The sequence below is a fragment of the Bacillota bacterium genome, from assembly GCA_040755295.1.
Lineage (GTDB): Bacteria > Bacillota > Desulfotomaculia > Desulfotomaculales > Ammonificaceae > SURF-55.
Genome location: JBFMBK010000017.1, coordinates 39,598 through 56,501, shown reverse-complemented (window position 1 = coordinate 56,501; position 16,904 = coordinate 39,598). Strand labels below are relative to the sequence as shown.

At 56.3% G+C, this 16,904-nt stretch carries 16 protein-coding genes and 1 other RNA gene; 2 read left to right on the top strand and 15 right to left on the bottom strand.

Going from position 1 to position 16,904, the window contains the following annotated elements:
* Nucleotides 1-254 precede the first annotated feature (254 nt).
* From AB1500_11405 to AB1500_11390, 4 genes are all read right to left on the bottom strand, one after another.
* Entirely contained in the window at nt 255-1,424 is a 1,170-nt protein-coding gene (locus AB1500_11405; protein ID MEW6183756.1) for a cysteine desulfurase family protein, read from the bottom strand.
* Nucleotides 1,425-1,772: 348 nt separating this feature from the next.
* A non-coding RNA gene (ssrS, locus tag AB1500_11400) (6S RNA) lies at nt 1,773-1,959 on the bottom strand.
* A gap of 175 nt (nt 1,960-2,134) precedes the next feature.
* The gene (locus AB1500_11395; protein MEW6183755.1) at nt 2,135-2,479 is read right to left on the bottom strand and encodes a 4Fe-4S ferredoxin; all 345 of its coding nucleotides are present in this window, start codon (nt 2,477-2,479) and stop codon (nt 2,135-2,137) included.
* Between the two features lie 266 nt (nt 2,480-2,745).
* Complete coding sequence (locus AB1500_11390) at nt 2,746-4,518, bottom strand: adenylyl-sulfate reductase subunit alpha (protein MEW6183754.1); 1,773 nt, start codon at nt 4,516-4,518, stop codon at nt 2,746-2,748.
* Nucleotides 4,519-4,787: 269 nt separating this feature from the next.
* Between AB1500_11390 and AB1500_11385 the strand changes: the two genes are divergently transcribed.
* Nucleotides 4,788-5,474, top strand: coding sequence for a hypothetical protein (locus AB1500_11385; GenBank protein MEW6183753.1), 687 nt, complete (start codon nt 4,788-4,790; stop codon nt 5,472-5,474).
* Between the two features lie 128 nt (nt 5,475-5,602).
* Here the strand turns inward: AB1500_11385 and AB1500_11380 are convergent, their stop codons facing one another.
* The 9 genes from AB1500_11380 to AB1500_11340 form a co-directional block, all read right to left on the bottom strand.
* Nucleotides 5,603-5,998: a DUF1284 domain-containing protein gene (locus AB1500_11380; GenBank protein MEW6183752.1), complete on the bottom strand. Its 396-nt coding sequence runs from the start codon at nt 5,996-5,998 to the stop codon at nt 5,603-5,605.
* 115 nt (nt 5,999-6,113) lie between these two features.
* The gene (locus tag AB1500_11375) at nt 6,114-6,620 is read right to left on the bottom strand and encodes a methyltransferase (GenBank protein MEW6183751.1); all 507 of its coding nucleotides are present in this window, start codon (nt 6,618-6,620) and stop codon (nt 6,114-6,116) included.
* Nucleotides 6,621-6,741: 121 nt separating this feature from the next.
* Nucleotides 6,742-7,485: a prolipoprotein diacylglyceryl transferase gene (gene lgt / locus AB1500_11370; protein MEW6183750.1), complete on the bottom strand. Its 744-nt coding sequence runs from the start codon at nt 7,483-7,485 to the stop codon at nt 6,742-6,744.
* Nucleotides 7,486-7,619: 134 nt separating this feature from the next.
* On the bottom strand, nt 7,620-8,108 hold the full coding sequence (locus AB1500_11365) for a MogA/MoaB family molybdenum cofactor biosynthesis protein (protein MEW6183749.1): 489 nt from the start codon (nt 8,106-8,108) through the stop codon (nt 7,620-7,622).
* A 236-nt stretch (nt 8,109-8,344) separates the two neighbouring features.
* A complete protein-coding gene (gene moaC, locus AB1500_11360) occupies nt 8,345-8,815 on the bottom strand; it encodes a cyclic pyranopterin monophosphate synthase MoaC (GenBank protein MEW6183748.1) in 471 nt (156 codons plus the stop codon).
* A gap of 409 nt (nt 8,816-9,224) precedes the next feature.
* Complete coding sequence (locus AB1500_11355) at nt 9,225-11,162, bottom strand: molybdopterin biosynthesis protein (protein MEW6183747.1); 1,938 nt, start codon at nt 11,160-11,162, stop codon at nt 9,225-9,227.
* Between the two features lie 118 nt (nt 11,163-11,280).
* Nucleotides 11,281-12,507 carry a gephyrin-like molybdotransferase Glp gene (gene glp, locus AB1500_11350; GenBank protein MEW6183746.1) on the bottom strand — a complete coding sequence of 409 codons (1,227 nt, stop codon included), beginning with the start codon at nt 12,505-12,507 and terminating at the stop codon, nt 11,281-11,283.
* A 488-nt stretch (nt 12,508-12,995) separates the two neighbouring features.
* Complete coding sequence (gene splB, locus AB1500_11345; protein ID MEW6183745.1) at nt 12,996-14,006, bottom strand: spore photoproduct lyase; 1,011 nt, start codon at nt 14,004-14,006, stop codon at nt 12,996-12,998.
* Nucleotides 14,007-14,114: 108 nt separating this feature from the next.
* Nucleotides 14,115-14,687 (bottom strand): hypothetical protein, encoded by a 573-nt coding sequence (locus AB1500_11340; GenBank protein ID MEW6183744.1) that lies wholly within the window; start codon nt 14,685-14,687, stop codon nt 14,115-14,117.
* A gap of 231 nt (nt 14,688-14,918) precedes the next feature.
* Between AB1500_11340 and AB1500_11335 the strand changes: the two genes are divergently transcribed.
* Complete coding sequence (locus AB1500_11335) at nt 14,919-15,080, top strand: hypothetical protein (protein ID MEW6183743.1); 162 nt, start codon at nt 14,919-14,921, stop codon at nt 15,078-15,080.
* Between the two features lie 206 nt (nt 15,081-15,286).
* Here the strand turns inward: AB1500_11335 and AB1500_11330 are convergent, their stop codons facing one another.
* On the bottom strand, nt 15,287-16,141 hold the full coding sequence (locus AB1500_11330; GenBank protein ID MEW6183742.1) for a formate dehydrogenase accessory protein FdhE: 855 nt from the start codon (nt 16,139-16,141) through the stop codon (nt 15,287-15,289).
* A gap of 33 nt (nt 16,142-16,174) precedes the next feature.
* Complete coding sequence (locus tag AB1500_11325; GenBank protein MEW6183741.1) at nt 16,175-16,876, bottom strand: 4Fe-4S dicluster domain-containing protein; 702 nt, start codon at nt 16,874-16,876, stop codon at nt 16,175-16,177.
* Nucleotides 16,877-16,904: the final 28 nt, after the last annotated feature.

Below are 16,904 nucleotides of genomic sequence, written 5' to 3'. Positions count from 1 at the left end.
AGCCGGAACCACCCAGCACTCAACGGTACGTTCAAACTACTTTGCAACGTTGTATGCAATGTAACTTAGAACGACGTCTTAAGATCAGCAAGTTGAGTGCTGGGCTACCACGGAGACACAGAGTTCACAGAGAATAGAAATATCAAGACGAAACAATAAAAAGGAATACCATTTTCGTGTTTTCCCCTCCGTGTGTTCTGTGCCTCTGTGGTTATTTCTTCTTGCCGTTTTGCGTAGATCTGGCATCAAAGGCCCTAAGCGCTTCCGGCGCGCAGGCTTTGAACCGTCTCCGCAAGCACCTGTATTAAACGGTCGATGTGCGCTTCGGTATTGCTCCTTCCCATGCTCACCCGGACCGAACCTACGGCCGTTTCCGCGGAGACGCCCATCGCCGAAAGCACGTGAGAAATACAGGCATGGCCCGCGGTGCATGCCGCGCCACAGGAAACCGCGATCCCCTGCCGGTCCAGCTCGCTCAGCAGCGTCCCGCCCTCGATCCCGGCGATGCTGAAATGAACGGTTCCCGGCAGGTGCTCGGTGGGATGCCCGTTAAAGACGACGCCGTCAAGACAAGCCCTAAGTCCGTCCACAAGGCGGACACGCAGCATGCTAAGACGTTCCGCCTCACTTTTCATGCCCTTCGCGGCAACCGCCGCCGCTTTCCCCATCCCGGCGATCCCGGGTACGTTCTCCGTCCCCGGGCGGCGCCCCCGTTCCTGCCCGCCCGCCTGGAATACCGGCTCATAAGGCGTTCCCTCGCGGATATAAAGCGCGCCGATTCCCTTCGGGCCGTATATCTTGTGCCCGGAGATCGAGAGGAGATCGGCGCCGATCTCCCGGACGCTCACCGGAATTTTACCGAAGCTCTGCACCGCGTCGGTGTGTACCGTCACCCCCCGGCGGTGCGCGATATCGCAGATCTCCCTGACCGGCTGAACCGTTCCCACCTCGTTGTTGGCGTGCATCACTGATACAAGTATCGTTCGGTCACTTATGGCCTCTTCCAGGGCCGCGAGGCGCACCCTTCCGTATTCGTCCACAGGAAGCACCGTCACCCTGAAGCCCTCGGTGTCCAGCGCCAGACAGGTTTCAAGCACCGCGTGGTGCTCGACGGCGGAAGTAATGATGTGGTCGCCCTTCTTGCGACGGGCGTAAGCAACCCCGCGCAGCGCAATAACGTCCGCTTCCGTCCCCCCGCTCGTGAAGTAGATCTCCCCCGGCTCGGCCTGCAGGCTGTCTGAAACCTCACGCCGCGCTTTTTCCACGGCCTCGCGCGCCTCCACGCCGAACGAATGAACGCTGGAAGGGTTTCCGAAACGCTCATTCAAATAAGGTAGAATAACCTCCAGGACCTCCGGGGCTACAGGGGTGGTAGCGGCATGATCGAAATACAGTCTGTTCATCCTCATTTTTCGCCTTAACATTATCACACGCCGCCGCAGACGGTCAATATAACGGCGTTTGCCTTCCAAGGCCGATAAATCAATGGTTTTAAGAAGGTCTATATCGCAAAGTTTAACCGCCAAGACACCAGGGATACAAAGGAAATAAAGGTGGGTGAAGTCTACGCAGAATATTGAGAACGATTGATCACAGATTCACCACGCAGGATTTATTTTCTTAGTGTGCTCTGTGTCTCTGCGGTTAAGAATTGTTCCCGGCTTTTCCGGGTTGTATTATTTCGATATAAGCTCCGCATATTCATCTCTCATTAAAAAGCCATAATATAAATATCCGTGTTTGCCCGCAAACAACCGCATTCGCCGGGAAAAAATAACCCCGCAGATGCCGTAATCGTCTCAAAGTTTCCCTTGAACCCGTCTCAGACAGGTGGGTGCCCTCCTGACTGATTTTCGCTTCCTTGTGTACAAGGCCTGCAAGCTGCAGCCAGAGCCCGGGCTCCCAAGGTATAAGTGTTGGCTCAAAACTTCAAGATGTTCACGGTCATCGCAGGGCATCTTTCTCGTTCCTATAATACCACAACCTACGCAAATCTACAAGAGTCGGTGCCGTCAGGGTAATTATGGTAAATAGCGCCAGTGCTTGCGGCGCGCCCTTTTCAGGCGATACAAAAAAAATAAACCGCCGCCCTGCTCCGGGGCAGCGGTAAAAGACAAAGGCCCGTCTAAGGGTCCTATTCTTCTTCGTCTTCTTCTCCGCCGGTCAAAGTAATGTTCCGCATCCGGAAAACCTGGCCTTTGCAGTCGGTCAGCGTCCAGGTGATGCTGTTCTGTTCCAGCTTCGGAATCAACCGCGCAGGGATCGGCGCGAGTTGATACTGTACCTGGTTTACGATCGCCTGCTGCGGGCAGAAAATGGCGCACGTCATGCAGTCCCAACACTCGCCGGGATCACGGCAGACTGCCTTTCCCGTCGCTTCTTCAATTACATAAAGGTTGCCCGGGCAAATCGAAATGCACAGCGGATCTCCAAGTTTTTGACAGCCGTCGCATTTATCCGGTATAACGTTAGGCGGCATTCGTCTCCCCCCACTTAAGTTCTAGGTTCAAAGTTCTAGGTTTAAAGTTCAAAGTTCGAGGTTCAAAGTTCAACGTTCTACGTTCTACGTGCTATGTTCTACGTTCAGACATAGGACTCAAGCCTCAGAAACAAGGGCATCCTTCATCCTTTGTTTCCCGTTCCCTGACTGAGGACGTTCGACTGAGGACTCAGGGCTTTAAACCTGCAACTCGCAACTCGTAACCCGTAACCCGTAACTGTTTTCCGGACTCAGGACTTAAAAACTTATATCGTCTCCTCGCTCCGGTCGCCGCGGACAAGCTGGTCGTACGGGTATTTCTTAAAAGTCATCTCGTCCGTATCCGGGTTCCAGGCCGAACAGATGAAACAATCGTACTCGGCATCGTTCCGCTCCGGGTAATCCGTGCGGTTCACGTAACCGAGGTAGCGGGTCTCCTTCCGGAAGCTTATGTGTTCTATCGTCAACTGGCAGCAATCAAGACGGTCGATAACGTCCCATGCCTGCTGCAGTTCGTAAAGGTCGCGTGCAACCAGGTAACGCAACTGGTCGCGCCGCAGCCGGTTAATCCGCTTGCGGGCGATACCGAGATAGGGCTCGCTGACGGAAAAATGCCTTACGCGCCCGCCGCAGTAATCCTCCATCACGTTCTGCATGTGCTCCTCCATGTCCTTCGGAAGGATGCCCATCACCGGTTTCCCGTTGGTGTAAAACTCCTGTTTGCCCCAGCGTGCGAGCGGCGCGAAGGCCGCTTCTTCGAGTCGGTCGATTTCCTTTGCGTCGATCTCCGGCAGTCCGCTGCCGCTTTCCTCCACCCACTTGACCATGTTTCTGCCGGCGATGCGTCCGCAGGTCCAGGACCCCGAGATAAACCTGGAGGGCGCCTGCCCGAGAGCCTCGCCGCTGGCGAAAAGTCCGGGCACCGTCGTCATCCTGGTGGTGCTGATACTCCACGCGCCGCAGCAGGCCGCATGCGCCCCGACAAGGAAAGGCGAGTCCCCCTCGATTTCCACCGGGTCCTTGGCCGGGTCGATGTCATGCGCTCCCCAGTACAGGACCGTCGTCGGCGACATATCGAGGTATTGCTCCCGCAGCCCTGCCACTTTTTCCGGGTCGCCCTTGGTAGTATCCATAAAAATAGGCCCCCGACCGGCGGCTATCTCCCGGTAGCACGCCCAGACCCGAACCGGTGTCGGCGCGGTATGACCGCCCATCCGGACGTACTCCTCCTTCTCCAGCATGAAAACCTCTCCGAGGGCGTTGACCATCGGCGCATTCGCGCCTATGGCCATGGTGCCGCCGGGGGCGTAGGTGTCCTTGACGCGTACCGGTATCATCCTTGTATCAAAACCGGTCATCTCGGCGCCGGCCCGCTTCATCATCGCATACCCCGCGCCGGTGTTGAAGGGCACCGACCAGATACGGTGGTGGGCGTCCCCGCTGCAGCGCGGCCTCCAGATGCCGGCGGCGCCGCCGGTGGCCATCAGCACCGCCTTCGCCCTTACAACATAAAACCGCCCGTCCCGGCTGCCGAACCCTACGGCGCCGACACAACGGCCGTCTTTTTTCAATAATTCGGTCACGAAGACCCAGTTTATGATCCGGGCGCCCGCCTTCTCAGCCATTCCGGCGGTGATAGGTTTCAGAAAACGCCCGTTTACCTCGATGTTCCACTTCCCTCTAGCCAGGTAACGTCCGTCCACGTCCTTCTTTATCGGCAGGCCCTCTTTTTCAATAATGGCCACCGTCTCGTTCAACTCCCGGCCGACGCTTAGCAGGATGTCCTCCCGCACCGGCGCTCCGCAGAGGTCGTAGCGGACATACGCCACCCAGTCTTCCGGCGTCCCGTTGTTAATATAAGCGTTCAACGCATTCTGCCCCGCTGCCAGGGAACCGCTGTGCCGGATGTTCGCCCGCTCCAGGATCGTGATTTTAAGATCCGGGCCTCCCACCTGCCGCGCCTCCCAGGCCGCCAGGCACCCGGCGGTCCCGCCGCCGATGATTAAAATATCGGTATCGATATTGACCCTATCCCTCACTATGGGGCACCCCCGCTCTAAATAACCTACGGTTTAAAACTAACCCAATAATAAACCCGACAGCAACAAATTCCACTCCAAGGAACAAAATCCTCCTCCTAACGGCGCCATTTAAACACTCAAAAGTTATCACCGGTCGAAGGCAACATTTTAAACCGTTCTAATGTTTTAAGGAAAATGTGACGAATACGCTTTATAGTATAGAGAATGAGTTCGTTCAATGATTTGCCGAAAACAAACCTATTTCTACTTCATGGGGTGATCTTATAATGTTGTCCTGGGAGTGGGACGAATACCCGCAGTCTCACGAGATGTTGGAGAGCGTCCGGGCCGGGTATGAAAACCACGTGGAACGCGTCAGTAGAGTGGTTGATTTAGAGTGCAGTCCCGAGGGGATGCCGGAAGGCTACAGCATAGGTTTCGCCGCCTCCCTGCTGCTGATAAGATCGACGAACCTTCTCTGGGGTTTCTTCACCGTGCTTAATTCCGGCAACCCTATCTGCGCCGCCCTTGCCGCCAAGGCGCAAATGGAAGCCACGGGCTCCATGTTTTATCTGCACCAGGAACTGCTCCGCCACTATGAAGGCCGGCGGGAAAGACAGGATGACATCATCGGAAAACTTTCACGAACAAGCGCCAATGACCTCGTGTGCGTCTTGGACGCCTGGATGACCAGCCGCGGCGAGGATGCCGGAGGGAAGTCATTCTGGGAGATATACCAGTGGCTTTCCGCCTTCTACCAGCCGCACGGCGGACCGACGCCGGACGCCGACGACGACGGCGTCCTCAGCCTGATGATCGATACAGACGTGGAAGACTCGTTCCTGACGAACTTCCTCAACGGGCTCGTATCAAGCGCCTCTCACATAATCCGCTTCTTCGACGCCATCGCGGCGCTGATCGAGGAACACGAACACGTCTATATCCTGGCGGAAGAACCGAAGATGGTGCTGTAGCAAACACCGCGTTTTTAAGTTTTACATCAGTTCTTTCCCCCGGGACGCTTTTCGGCCATCTTTATATGAGCTTTCTTACAGACTTCCCTTAGAAGGCCGTTGCAAAACTACGTCTGGATACGTTATCTTTACAACACCCCGAGGTTTTTCTTTCTCTCCACACAGGTCTTTTCCCACTCGCAGGCGTCGCAGAAGGATAGGAACCACTCCTTCGGGGTTGCGGCGACACGGGCTTTCATCTCCCGCCAGAGCACCGTATCTCCGGGGGAAACGCCGAGGCGAGCTGCCGCCTTTGCGTCAAGCTGCCTGATTCCCGCGTCCGAATCCGGAGTATGGGCGCATTTTCCGTCCTTGAGGTCGGGACAGGACCGGCATACATCATCCGCCCCCTGTATCACTTCTATCTTGTCGCCCTTTTCGGCTTTGGCGATAACTTCCGCAAGGTTTTCTCTGAATTCACGGTTGTAACCCCCACCGCGGAAAAAGTTCAGGCAAACAAGGTGGTGTCCCCGCAGTCTGACCATTCAAATCACTCCTCCAAAAATAAATCTCACCGCCAAGACGCCAAGAACATCGTGAATCCAGAATATAAATACTGCAGCAGCGGCATTCAACGCAAACATTACACCGTAAAACACGCTATATGCGCTTGAGCGTCCTCGGAATGAGAAAAGGCGTTCTTTGTTTGTATTCGTTATATGACTGACCGTGCCGGAGTTCGAGTTCTAACTCTTCAAAATATTTAAGGTAAAAGACGTGCACCGGAATGAAATACAGCGCCGTAGCCGCCGTCAGGTACGTCGACCCCGCCATTAGACCTGCTCCGAGTGCCGCCAGGTACATGCCTAATGACATCGGGTGCCGGACCAATTCGTAAACGTCGCTTTTAACCACCGCCTGGGAATGGATGATTGCGGGCGCCCCCTTACCCTGCGCACCGAGAGCCGTCACCGAATGAATGATTAAGTATAACCCCGGCAGTATCAGTAAGACACCCAGCATGGCTAGAAGCCACCGAAATGGAAGCGGTTCTATCCCCAGTACCCTATCAAATCCGGTCAGACCTGGGTATAAGAAACCGAAGCCCATCGGCATTACTATCCCCGTTACCCCGAGAAAATGCATTATTCCACATGCCTTGAGCACAGACCGCCTCGAAGGGTTTTTTCTCATTAACCGGCCCATAATGACGGCAGCAACCAGGAATGCCCCTGCGCCCAGCACCTGCCAGACAACCGTTGCCCTAAGGCCCTGCCTTTCCGAAACTTCAGGAACGGTCCCGCAGTTTCCCCAACCTGATCAGTAAAATGACCAAAGCGCCGCCCGCCACCAGAAGGCTTACCGCCTGGCCGAGGGTCAGGTAAACGCCTGCCGGCGGCGAGACGCGCAGAAAATCGATCCCGAACCGGTAAACTCCGTAAAGCACCAGATAAAGCAGGGCCAGTTGGCCGGGAAAACGCTTCCGTCCGCGCATGAGCCACAGCGTAAGAAAGATGAGCGCGCCGATAAAAACTGAATAAAGCTGCGTTGGGTGCCTTGCAATCCCGTCGGCCGTAAAAACCATCGCCCAGGGTACATCGGTGGGCTTGCCGTAACAGCAGCCGTTGAGAAAGCACCCGATGCGTGCGAAGGGATAGCCCACCGCCAGACCGAGGGCGACGATGTCGGCCACCTCGCCGAACCGCATGGCCTTCAAGCGGCTGTACAATACCACAACCGGAAGTTCGGCGATCAGCGCGCCGTAATACGAAAGCCCGCCGTCCCAGATTCTAAATACGGACAAGGGGTCCGGGGCGTAATTGTGCCACTCGATTATCACGTACGCGAGGCGGCTGCTGACAACCCCGCCGACGACCAGGATCAGCGCGAGGTTAAAGATATGGTCGGGGTCGAGTCCCCGTCGCGCGGCCTCGCGCTCCATCACCGTCAACCCCACCAGGACGGCGACGGCGAGCATAACGCCGTAACTGTGAATCGGGTATCCGCCTATATGGAATAAAATGGGCCACACTTTTTACTCTTTGACTCCTTAAAAGTAAATAATTTGAACCACGGATTAACACAGATTACCACAAATAAGGATGATATAATTTAATCTTAATCCGTGTCCATCCGTGTCTATCAGTGGTTAATATCGGCTCCGCCTTATGGTTTGCCGCATTCGCCCGTCCGGCCGGTCAGGATCGCCAGACCGTGTCCCAAAACCGGGAGAATCACCGGAAGGCATTCCCGCACGCCCCTCTGGCTGCCGGGAAGGTTAACGATGAGGGTTTTGCCCCTTATGCCGGCCACTGCGCGACTTAGGATTGCGCGCGCCGAAAATTTGCGGGTTTCCAGCCGCATTGCCTCCGTCAGCCCGGGCACCTCACGCTCGATCACCGCCAGGGTGGCCTCGGGGGTGTTGTCCCGGGGACCGAGCCCGGTTCCGCCCGTGGTCAGGATCAGTTCAATCCCCGCGCCTGTCAGTTCAAGCAAGACGTTTGTTATTTGCCCGGGATCGTCGCTGACGGTGCGCGTCTCTTCCACCTTCAGTCCTTCGGACGCCAGCATATCCTTGATCATTTGCCCGCTTGTGTCCTCACGCTCGCCCCGCGCGCCCTTGTCGCTAACGGTAACCACGGCTACCCGGTACATGAACTACACCTCCCGGTTAAAAAGTTCAAGGTTCAAGGTTATTAGATAGAATATAGAAGATAGAAGATGGAATTCGAACTCCGAAACCCGTAACTCGTGACTCGTGACTCGCGACTCGTGACCCGCAACTTCTCCCTTTCATCCTTCCGCCTTCATCCCTCATCCTTTCCCTGCCCTGGACTCAGGACTTTCGACTGAGGACTGAGGACTTAACTCGTGACCTGTGACTTACTTGTTCACCTTTCAAAAACGCCGCTTTTTCCGCCGCTTTTATAGACCAGACAGATCTCCTCGATGGAAGCTTTTCTGTCCACCGCTTTCACCATGTCGTAGAGGGCGAGCGCAGACCCCGCCACCGCCGTCATGGCCTCCATTTCCACCCCGGTCCTGTCCACGGCTTTTACCCTGGCCTTTATCTCCACCCTGCTTTTATCCTTATTTAAAAGGAAATTGATTTCCACCCCGCTGACCCTGACCGGATGGCAGAGAGGGATGAGACGCGGCGTCTCCTTGGACGCCATAATCCCGGCGACCCGCGCCACGGCTATAACATCTCCTTTGGGAATCTCCCCGGCGGAGATCAGACGGAGCGTTTCGGGTTCCACACGTAAGGCGCCGCACGCAACCGCTTCCCGCAAGGTTTCCGGTTTTTCGTCGACCCCGACCATCCGCGCCTTCCCTTCGGCGTCTATATGTGTGAGTTCCATAACCGTCCTCCTTAAAAATAGTGCTTCTTTCGAGGGGCACAACGATAAGCAACGCATTGCTGCGTCAGCCCGGTGAGCCGAATCCTCACGTACGCAATCAGTACGCTCCGGTTCGTCTCCCCGGTCTTCATTGCCCTGCATTACTTCTCGTTGCGCTCCGTACAAGTTACAATAATACTTCTAAGTTTTAAGCTTACGGGTCTTCTAATTTATATTCTTCTGATGGAGCGGCTCCTAACCGCATGGTGAACTTCTTTAAGGTTCACCGTTCAAGGTTCAAGGTTAGGGGACAAAGTACAAAGACAGAATATAGAATGTAGAAGGTAGAATGCGGAACCTGGAATCCGGAATCTAACCCGCGACTCGTGACTTTTTTCCCGGACCGAGGACTTGACTATGACACAGGGACTTAATTCCGCCCCTGTGTGTATAGAACCTTCCCGCAGTCACGCAGGTCGTATCCCCCGCGGGCGAGTACCGCCGCCTGAAACTCAGGGTCTAACAGGACCTCCCGCAGTTGTTCACCTATCTTACCATCCCAGTACTCGCGCAGGACGCAAAGATCGTACCGCTCCTCGGCAACAGGGACAAAATCGAGACCCAGCGCCACCGCGGCCGCCCTGATCCCGAGCCCGGTATCCGCTGTGCCGCCCGCAACCGCCGCCGCCACCGCCAGGTGGGTGTATTCCTCCCTTGCGTACCCTTCAATCCGCCGGACATCTATTCCCGTACGCTGAAGATTGAAGTCCAGCAGCACCCGGGTACCGGCCCCCCGCTGACGGTTGACAAAGCGCACGCCTTCCCTGACCAGGTCCGCGAAGTCCCGCACTCCCTTCGGGTTCCCGGGAACAACGATAAAACCCTGCTCCCGGTAGGAAAGGTTGACCAGTGCCACAGGAACGTCCTCCAGATACCGTTGAACGTATGGGATATTGTAATCCCCGGTCGTCTCGTCGAGCAGGTGTGTCCCCGCAACGTGGGCCTCTCCCCGTCTAAGGGCGAGCAGCCCGCCCAGGCTGCCGACGTGGGCGGAGGAAAGCGAAGCCTCCGGATATTTCAAACGCAGGAAGTTGGCGATGATGTCGAGGGCAAGGTCGTGACTGCCGATAACCACCACCGTGTCCTCGATCTCCCGCCGGTTCCTTAAAAGCTCTATTACCTGCTCGCTCCCGGCGTCGTAGCCCTCGGAAAATCGCGGTACCCTCAGGATGCCGTCGGCGCGTACGAGCGTGAGCAGGCGCCCGGCGCCGCGGCCGAGAGGCGTAGCAACGACAGCAGAGCCGATCCTGCCGAGCTTTACCCTGACGAACTCTTCAACACCGGCGGGCGACACGACCCGGCGCGAAAGCACCGCCCTTATCTTCTCCCGCTCCGCGGGAACGCGCCCCTGTTTTGTCATAATCACCGGGCCGGCGAAAAGCTCGGCATTCAACACCGCAGAAACGGGATAACCCGGAATCCCCAGGTAAGGTTTCTTCCCTACCGCCCCCAGCACCACCGGTTTGCCCGGTTTAATGGCCACGCCGTGTGCATACAGACTTCCCAACTCCCGGACCACGGAAGCCGAAAAGTCCTCTCTGCCGGCCGAAGCACCGGCGTTTAAAACAATCACGTCGCACTCGGCAGCCGCCCTGGCCACCGCTTCCTTCAACGCCGCAAAATCGTCAGGCACAATCCCGTAGCGCACCGGAACGCCGCCCCACTCGCGCACCATCTCCCCCAGCATCGCCGAATTAAACTCCACGATGTCTCCCGGCTTGAGTGAAGTTCCCGGCTCCACCACTTCGGTGCCGGTGGGGATCACCGCCACCCGCGGCTGCGGGTGAACGGCAACGGTACCCGCACCCCCGGCGAGCATCGCCCCCACGTCCACCGGGCGGATAAGGTGGTTCGCGGGCAGGAGCATCTCGGTGGCCACCACGTCTTCCCCCATGACCCTGACGTTCTGGTATGGAAAAACCGCCGCCGTGATCTCGATGACGCCGGGTTTTATTTCGTGTGTGTCTTCGATCATAATCACGGCGTCGCATCCCCCGGGAAGCACGTCGCCCGTGTCCACGGGCAGCGCCTCCTCCCCTTCCCGCAGCAACATGGGGTTCTGCTCGGCGGCCCCGAAGGTCTTCCGGGCGCTCACCGCAAAACCGTCCATCGCCGCGGCATGGAAATGAGGGTGTGAGATGGCGGCGAACACCGGCGCGGCGGTAACCCTCCCGCAAGATTCCTTCACCGGCAGTTCCTCCGCCGAACCGAAGTCAAGCGCCCCAAGATCTTTTAAAAACCCCAGATAACCTTCCTTCGCCTCTTCGAGCGGTTTTTCTTCGAGATATATTTCCCGCTTCAATTCCAACCTCCGAAAAAGTTCAAAGTTCAACGTTCAAAGTTAGAATTCAGTAGTCAGTATTTGGTAGACAGTAGACAGAATATAGAAGTCAGAATATAGAATACTTCCTCTTGCGGACTCGTGATTATGTCAGAAAAACATCCACCATTTCGCCCGCCTGCGCCCCTTCGGCGTCAAGCGGCAGGCGCACGAGGGCGTCGGCGCGGCTCAACGTGGCGATCAGGCCAGATTTGCCCAGGACCGGTTCGGCCGCCAACCCGCCGTTTTCCAAAGTCAACCGTACCCTTACATAGTCCTCACGGCCGGGCGCCGAATGCAGGGAACGCTTTAGCACCGCCTTCAGGGGTAAGCGACGGCAGCCTTCCTGTTCGATAAAAGGCTTCACCAACACCTCAAAGACCACAAGCGCCGATACCGGGTGACCCGGCAGGCCGAAAACCATCTTGCCGCCTACCACCGCCCCGACGGTTGGCTTTCCGGGACGCACGGCGAGGCCGTGGAACAAGACTTCTGCCTGGGCCAGCGAAGAGATTGCTGAAAGCGTCAGGTCGCGCGTCCCAACCGAACTGCCTCCCGACAGGAGAACCATATCGCTGCCCGCTACCGCCCGCTGCAACGCGGCTTGCAGCGCCGGGAGTTCGTCCGGCACCACGCCGTACACCTCGGGGCGCCCGCCCGCGGCCTCCACCGCCGCCGCAAGCGCCACCGTATTAACGTCGCGCACCTGTCCGGGTTTAAGCGCGACTTCCGTACCCACAACCTCGTCGCCGGTACCGATTATCGCCGCCACGGGCCGACGCCGCACCGGCACCATTCCTACGCCGCAGGCGGCGAGAAGCCCGATGTCCTGAGCCCGTAGCCGCATCCCCGCCGCGATCAGTTTCTCGCCGGACCGCGCGTCCTCACCTCTGCGTACCAGGTTCTCCCCCGGCGCCACCGGCCGCAAAACCGCAACCCAGCACTCAGAGCCCTGATTGCTGGGACCCGCCTCTTCGGTGTATTCGACCATTACCACCGCGTCAGCCGCTTCCGGCAACATCCCGCCGGTGGGTATCCGCCAGGCCTCGCCGGGATGCACCGCCCCTTCAGGGGCACGGCCCATCAAGACCTCACCCGTCACCCTCAGGTATGCGGGGAGTCCCTCCGTAGCGCCAAAGGTATCCTGCGCCCGCACCGCAAATCCGTCCATGGTCGCACGGTCAAAACCGGGCACGTCTTCCGGCGCATGAATCTCCTCCGCCACCACCCTGCCCGATGCCGCACCGAGCGTCACCCGTTCGACGGGCAACGGTTTTATGCATTCCTTGACCTTATTCCGCGCCTCTTCAACCGTCAGAGTGGTAAACAGCAATCTTATCCCCCGCCTTAAGACTTTACGATAGGTTGCTTTTCTGTTTTTTACGCTATTAGCTTGAGCGCAAGCCTTATGGATTCGTTCAAGGTTAGAATTCATAGCCGGTAGTTAGCAGTTAGAACATAGAACATAGAATATCGAATAAGAATCGGAACCAGGAATCCGGAACCAGGAACCCGCAACTATAATCCGTATCTCTTTTACTTCCAGACCCGCAACTCGTGACTGTTCTTCGGACTCAGGAATTTCGACTGAAGACTGGTGACTCAATCTCCGTTTCGTGACTCCTTCCTGGACTTAGGACTTCCGACTGAGGACTTGACCCGCGACTTACAACTAATATTTTCTTGAACCATGGTACCACGTGCCGGGACGCGCCACAACCCATCAAAGGCTGAACAAAAGTTTTTTCGTAAAAATAACCGCCGTTCTTCGGGGGGGAGCCTTCCCTTGACGGGTTTACCCCATTACGGCTTTTTGTAGGGTCAGACGAAATAGAGCATCCTGGCGCGTGGAAATAATTCGGCTATTATTGCGGTGAAAAACTCCTTTATTTCAGCGTACAACTCCGGGGGGTAGACGTATTTCCCGTAACCGAACTGTCCGAACTTGAAAACGCGCTCCGTTTCGTCCAGGGGAACCTGCGTTTCCGGGTACGCCTGCCGGATTATATCCCTGGACCGGACGGTAAAACGATGGGTAATGAGTTCAAAGGTGGATATGTTATTCCCAAGTTGTTCCGCTGCTGCTCTTAACATCCTTTTGTATTCCCCGCGCCATCCCTCGAAGTAGAATATGGGCGCGACCAAAAAACCGACCGGATACCCGGCGCGGGCGCAAACCCCGGCGGCTTTGAGCCTCGAAGTCAGACGCGGCACACCCGTTTCATACTTCGCGATCACCGGATCGCAGTTAATACTGAACCTTATTTCCGTCTTGCCGCCGTGTGTGATTCCCGTAAGTCCCTCAACGTCGGTGTATTTCGTAACAAAACGAAACCCGGCGCCGTCGAGTGATGCGATGAATTCCACCGCCCTGCGGAGCGACCCCGTCCAACCCTCAACCGCAACGGGGTCCGACGTTGCCGCGCCTTCGAAGACCGTGGCTTCCGGCAGGCGCTCCCTCACGTATTCTCCTGCCCGGCGCAGGACGTCCCCGACATTAACGTTTATCTTTATATACGGCCTGCGCCCGAGGTTCGTATTGAGATAGCAGTACTCGCACAATCCCGGGCATCCGGAAACCAGCGGCAACTGGTAATCGGCCGACGGCCTGCAGGTCTGAAAGCCGCGATCCTTCCAGACGGAGAGAACCATCATCCTCTTACTGCACAGAAAACCTTCTCTGAACGATTTCCGGACCAGTGCAGGTATTTTCCCGTCGTAAACAATCGTATGTACGCCCCGGTCCTCCAGCCGCTTTTTCACATCCCTGCCTAGTGGGTAGTCGAGTGCGGTTTTATGTACCATCAATACCTCTGGGACGAAAGAAGGCACCGGTGACACGTCCTTTCGTTAGACCGGTTCGCCCGGCCCCTTGCTCTTCCGGCAGGAGACTGTTGCAAGACGTTGGGTTGTCTTTCTACCGGATTAGTTTGTTTTGCATTACTCTCCCAGGTGATAACCCGAAGAATACAAACGGAGCGTGTATACCGCTCTTCCGGAAACGGGGTTGGACAGAAGGTCCCACCCCCTCCTGGGCGCGGCCCTGAAGTCGACAAGCTCTGCGTTCCACCACCGATACATCCTCGCCCGGTCTCGGTCACTGAATTCTTTTGTCGTAACCCTTGGTCCGCCGTTTTCAGGTAGCAGTATCTTCCAATTGGGAGCCCCCCAGCATTTCATCGGTTCCGCCTGCGCCCCGGTTTTCCGGATGAAGGACTCGGCTTCGGAAGTCCATCTTCTGACCAGTTCTTCCTTAAATGGCTGGCCTGACGATAGACGGCTTTGTATCGAAACCTCCCGCGAATGCCGTGGAAAGAACGGGCTGTAAAACCGCAGAACACCGGCCCCGTTCCCCGTAAGGATGGCGAAATCATCAAAAGGAACGGCAAGATATGTGCCGTAGCACACGACCCTGCATTCCTGCGGCTCGGCACGGTACTGATCAGCCCGCGCCGCATTGGCGATAAACAGGATTAATAATACGGTCAGGAAAATTTGCGATAAAGGACGCAATGTGTACCACCTCCTCTTTTAGAATTACCCACAATCAGTCTTTTAAAATAAGAAGGGAGAAACCGTTTAAAGTTTCCCCCTGGTGTTCGTAAGGCTATTATTTCTACTTATCTATTCGCGCCCTTGTGACAGGATGCGCAGGCCTGTGCCCCCTGTAAAGTCGCTTTTACCTTGACTTTCGTCGGCGCCTTCATGTGCGCCGCGCCGCCACTGTGACAGGTCTCGCAAGACATGCCGGACGAGGGGCTCTTAACCGTGGGATGGCACTTCGCGCAAGTCGTAGTCGTTGTCGCCGGTTTTGTGGTTGTCGTGGTCGGTTTTGTGGTTGTCGTGGTCGGTTTTGTGGTTGTCGTAGTCGGTTTTGTTGTTGTCCCGGGAATATTCGACCCGTGACAAGCAGCGCAATTGCTTCCCATCGAAGGGGTCGCGTTCACGGGGTCCGAGCCCTGGTTAGTGAGTCCGACCACAATCAATCCGGCTACCGCCAGCGCAAGGCCGAATAAGAGTCTTTTCATCCGTTTAACTCCTTTCACCGTGATTTTGGAGGATCCCCCGGCTTCCGTCGGGAAGAAGGGCTTCCGGCTGCGGCAGCCCTCCCGCTATGGGCCTGAAAGGGATTTACCTCCCCTGGTCGCATCTGTCGATTCACCGTTGCAGGCAGCATTACCATACCCTTCACGGGCAAGAAGAAGATCTATAAACATGGTTTTGATGTTTTCAAGCAGGAGATCTTCCGGCCGGCTGTGCCTTGCGTCAACAGCCTTGAGATAGCTCCGGCAGTTCTCACATAAATAGACACGGTATTGTTGGCTCCCTTCAAGCACCAACAGTTTCTGCTCCTCATCGCTCTTTTCGCAGAAAGGGCACCCGATCCTGTTGTATCTCCACCTTGTGCCGCAAAGGTCGCAGTACAAATACCGCACCCGGCGCTCCCCTTCTATTTCGGAAAAACTCGGGTGACTGCCGCATACCGGGCAGATGCCCCGCTGCCATTTCTCATCCTCAACCCATGCGGAAACCGTACCGGCATAACCGCGCATAAACAGTTTCGCCGCAGCTCCTACGAAAAAACCGGCCATTTCCGTGGAAGGTACAGATGTAAAGGGGTCTTCCCGGCCATCCTTACACTCGATCCTTTTCAGGATTCCCTCCAGGAAAGCCTGCCGTTCCGAATGTCCTTCGGGAAGGACGTCGAGTCCGTTTGCCACTTCTTCCGTCAGTTGAGGATACATGTCCCTCAAAACACCGGAAATCCGATCAATTACCCCGAAAAAGAGTTCTTCTTCTATGCGGGGCGGAACTATCATCAACCACGGCATTCCGGCGATCCACCGATCGGTGTCGTTTTGGCCCGGAGCCCTGGTGATGTAAGGCTTGACCATATCCTTCAAACCCAGGAGTTCCCTCCACACCGACATAACGTCATCGAGGGAAAACTTCTGCTCAACTTCCATTTACTGCCTCCGCGTCGATAATGTGTAAGGCTTTTAACCGGTCTTGGCGCTGTGCATCGTGTGCCACAACCTGGCGCCCTTGGATTTGTCCGGGAAACCAAGTTCCACAAAAGGAACGCTCGATATGTAAAGCCAGGACGTACCGCCTTCGTCTTTTTCACCGTAAACATAATCGACATACTTAGCGTTGCCGCTGATGCGGCTCTTGGCTTCCGCAAGCAGTTCTTCCCGGTCCCCGAACTTCAAAGCCCCCGTGGTGCACGCCGTCACGCAAGCGGGCTTCCGGTTTTGTCCAAGCCGGTCATACTCCCCGCCCGGATCGTAACAAAGACGGCATTTCTGAACCCGCGGCACTCCCTTGATCCATTCGTAATTGGGCACCTCGAAGGGACAGGCGACGTTGCAGTAGTAACACCCGATGCACTTGTTGTTAACCACGATGACCGGGCCTTCGGGCGTTTTCTTAAGGACGCCCATGAAACACGCCGCCGCACAAGCCGGTTCCAAACAGTGCATGCACTGTCTTTTAACAAACTTCCACTGCAGTCCCTCTTTTGTGTTCAGGAATTTATGCTCAACTTTCGTCCAGGTCGTCTTTGACAACTTTAAAGGGTTATCACGAGTGGCGCTGAATGAAGTCTTCGCCGCCGGGAGATCATTCCACTGCTTGCAGGCCACCTGGCAACTCCGACAGCCTATACACTGCGCGAGATCTACGAGTACGCCTTTAGCCATCTCCTAACCATCCTTTCTTTGAGATTGT

Coding starts and splice junctions, on each gene's coding strand:
- AB1500_11365 (MEW6183749.1), bottom strand. CDS start 8,108: ATGTACCGGGTAGCCGTGGTTACCGTTAGCGACAAGGGCGCGCGGGGC.
- AB1500_11385 (MEW6183753.1), top strand. CDS start 4,788: ATGTTGTCCTGGGAGTGGGACGAATACCCGCAGTCTCACGAGATGTTG.
- moaC (MEW6183748.1), bottom strand. CDS start 8,815: ATGGAACTCACACATATAGACGCCGAAGGGAAGGCGCGGATGGTCGGG.
- AB1500_11325 (MEW6183741.1), bottom strand. CDS start 16,876: ATGGCTAAAGGCGTACTCGTAGATCTCGCGCAGTGTATAGGCTGTCGG.
- AB1500_11395 (MEW6183755.1), bottom strand. CDS start 2,479: ATGCCGCCTAACGTTATACCGGATAAATGCGACGGCTGTCAAAAACTT.
- AB1500_11405 (MEW6183756.1), bottom strand. CDS start 1,424: ATGTTAAGGCGAAAAATGAGGATGAACAGACTGTATTTCGATCATGCC.
- AB1500_11330 (MEW6183742.1), bottom strand. CDS start 16,141: ATGGAAGTTGAGCAGAAGTTTTCCCTCGATGACGTTATGTCGGTGTGG.
- AB1500_11335 (MEW6183743.1), top strand. CDS start 14,919: ATGCCGGACGAGGGGCTCTTAACCGTGGGATGGCACTTCGCGCAAGTC.
- AB1500_11380 (MEW6183752.1), bottom strand. CDS start 5,998: ATGGTCAGACTGCGGGGACACCACCTTGTTTGCCTGAACTTTTTCCGC.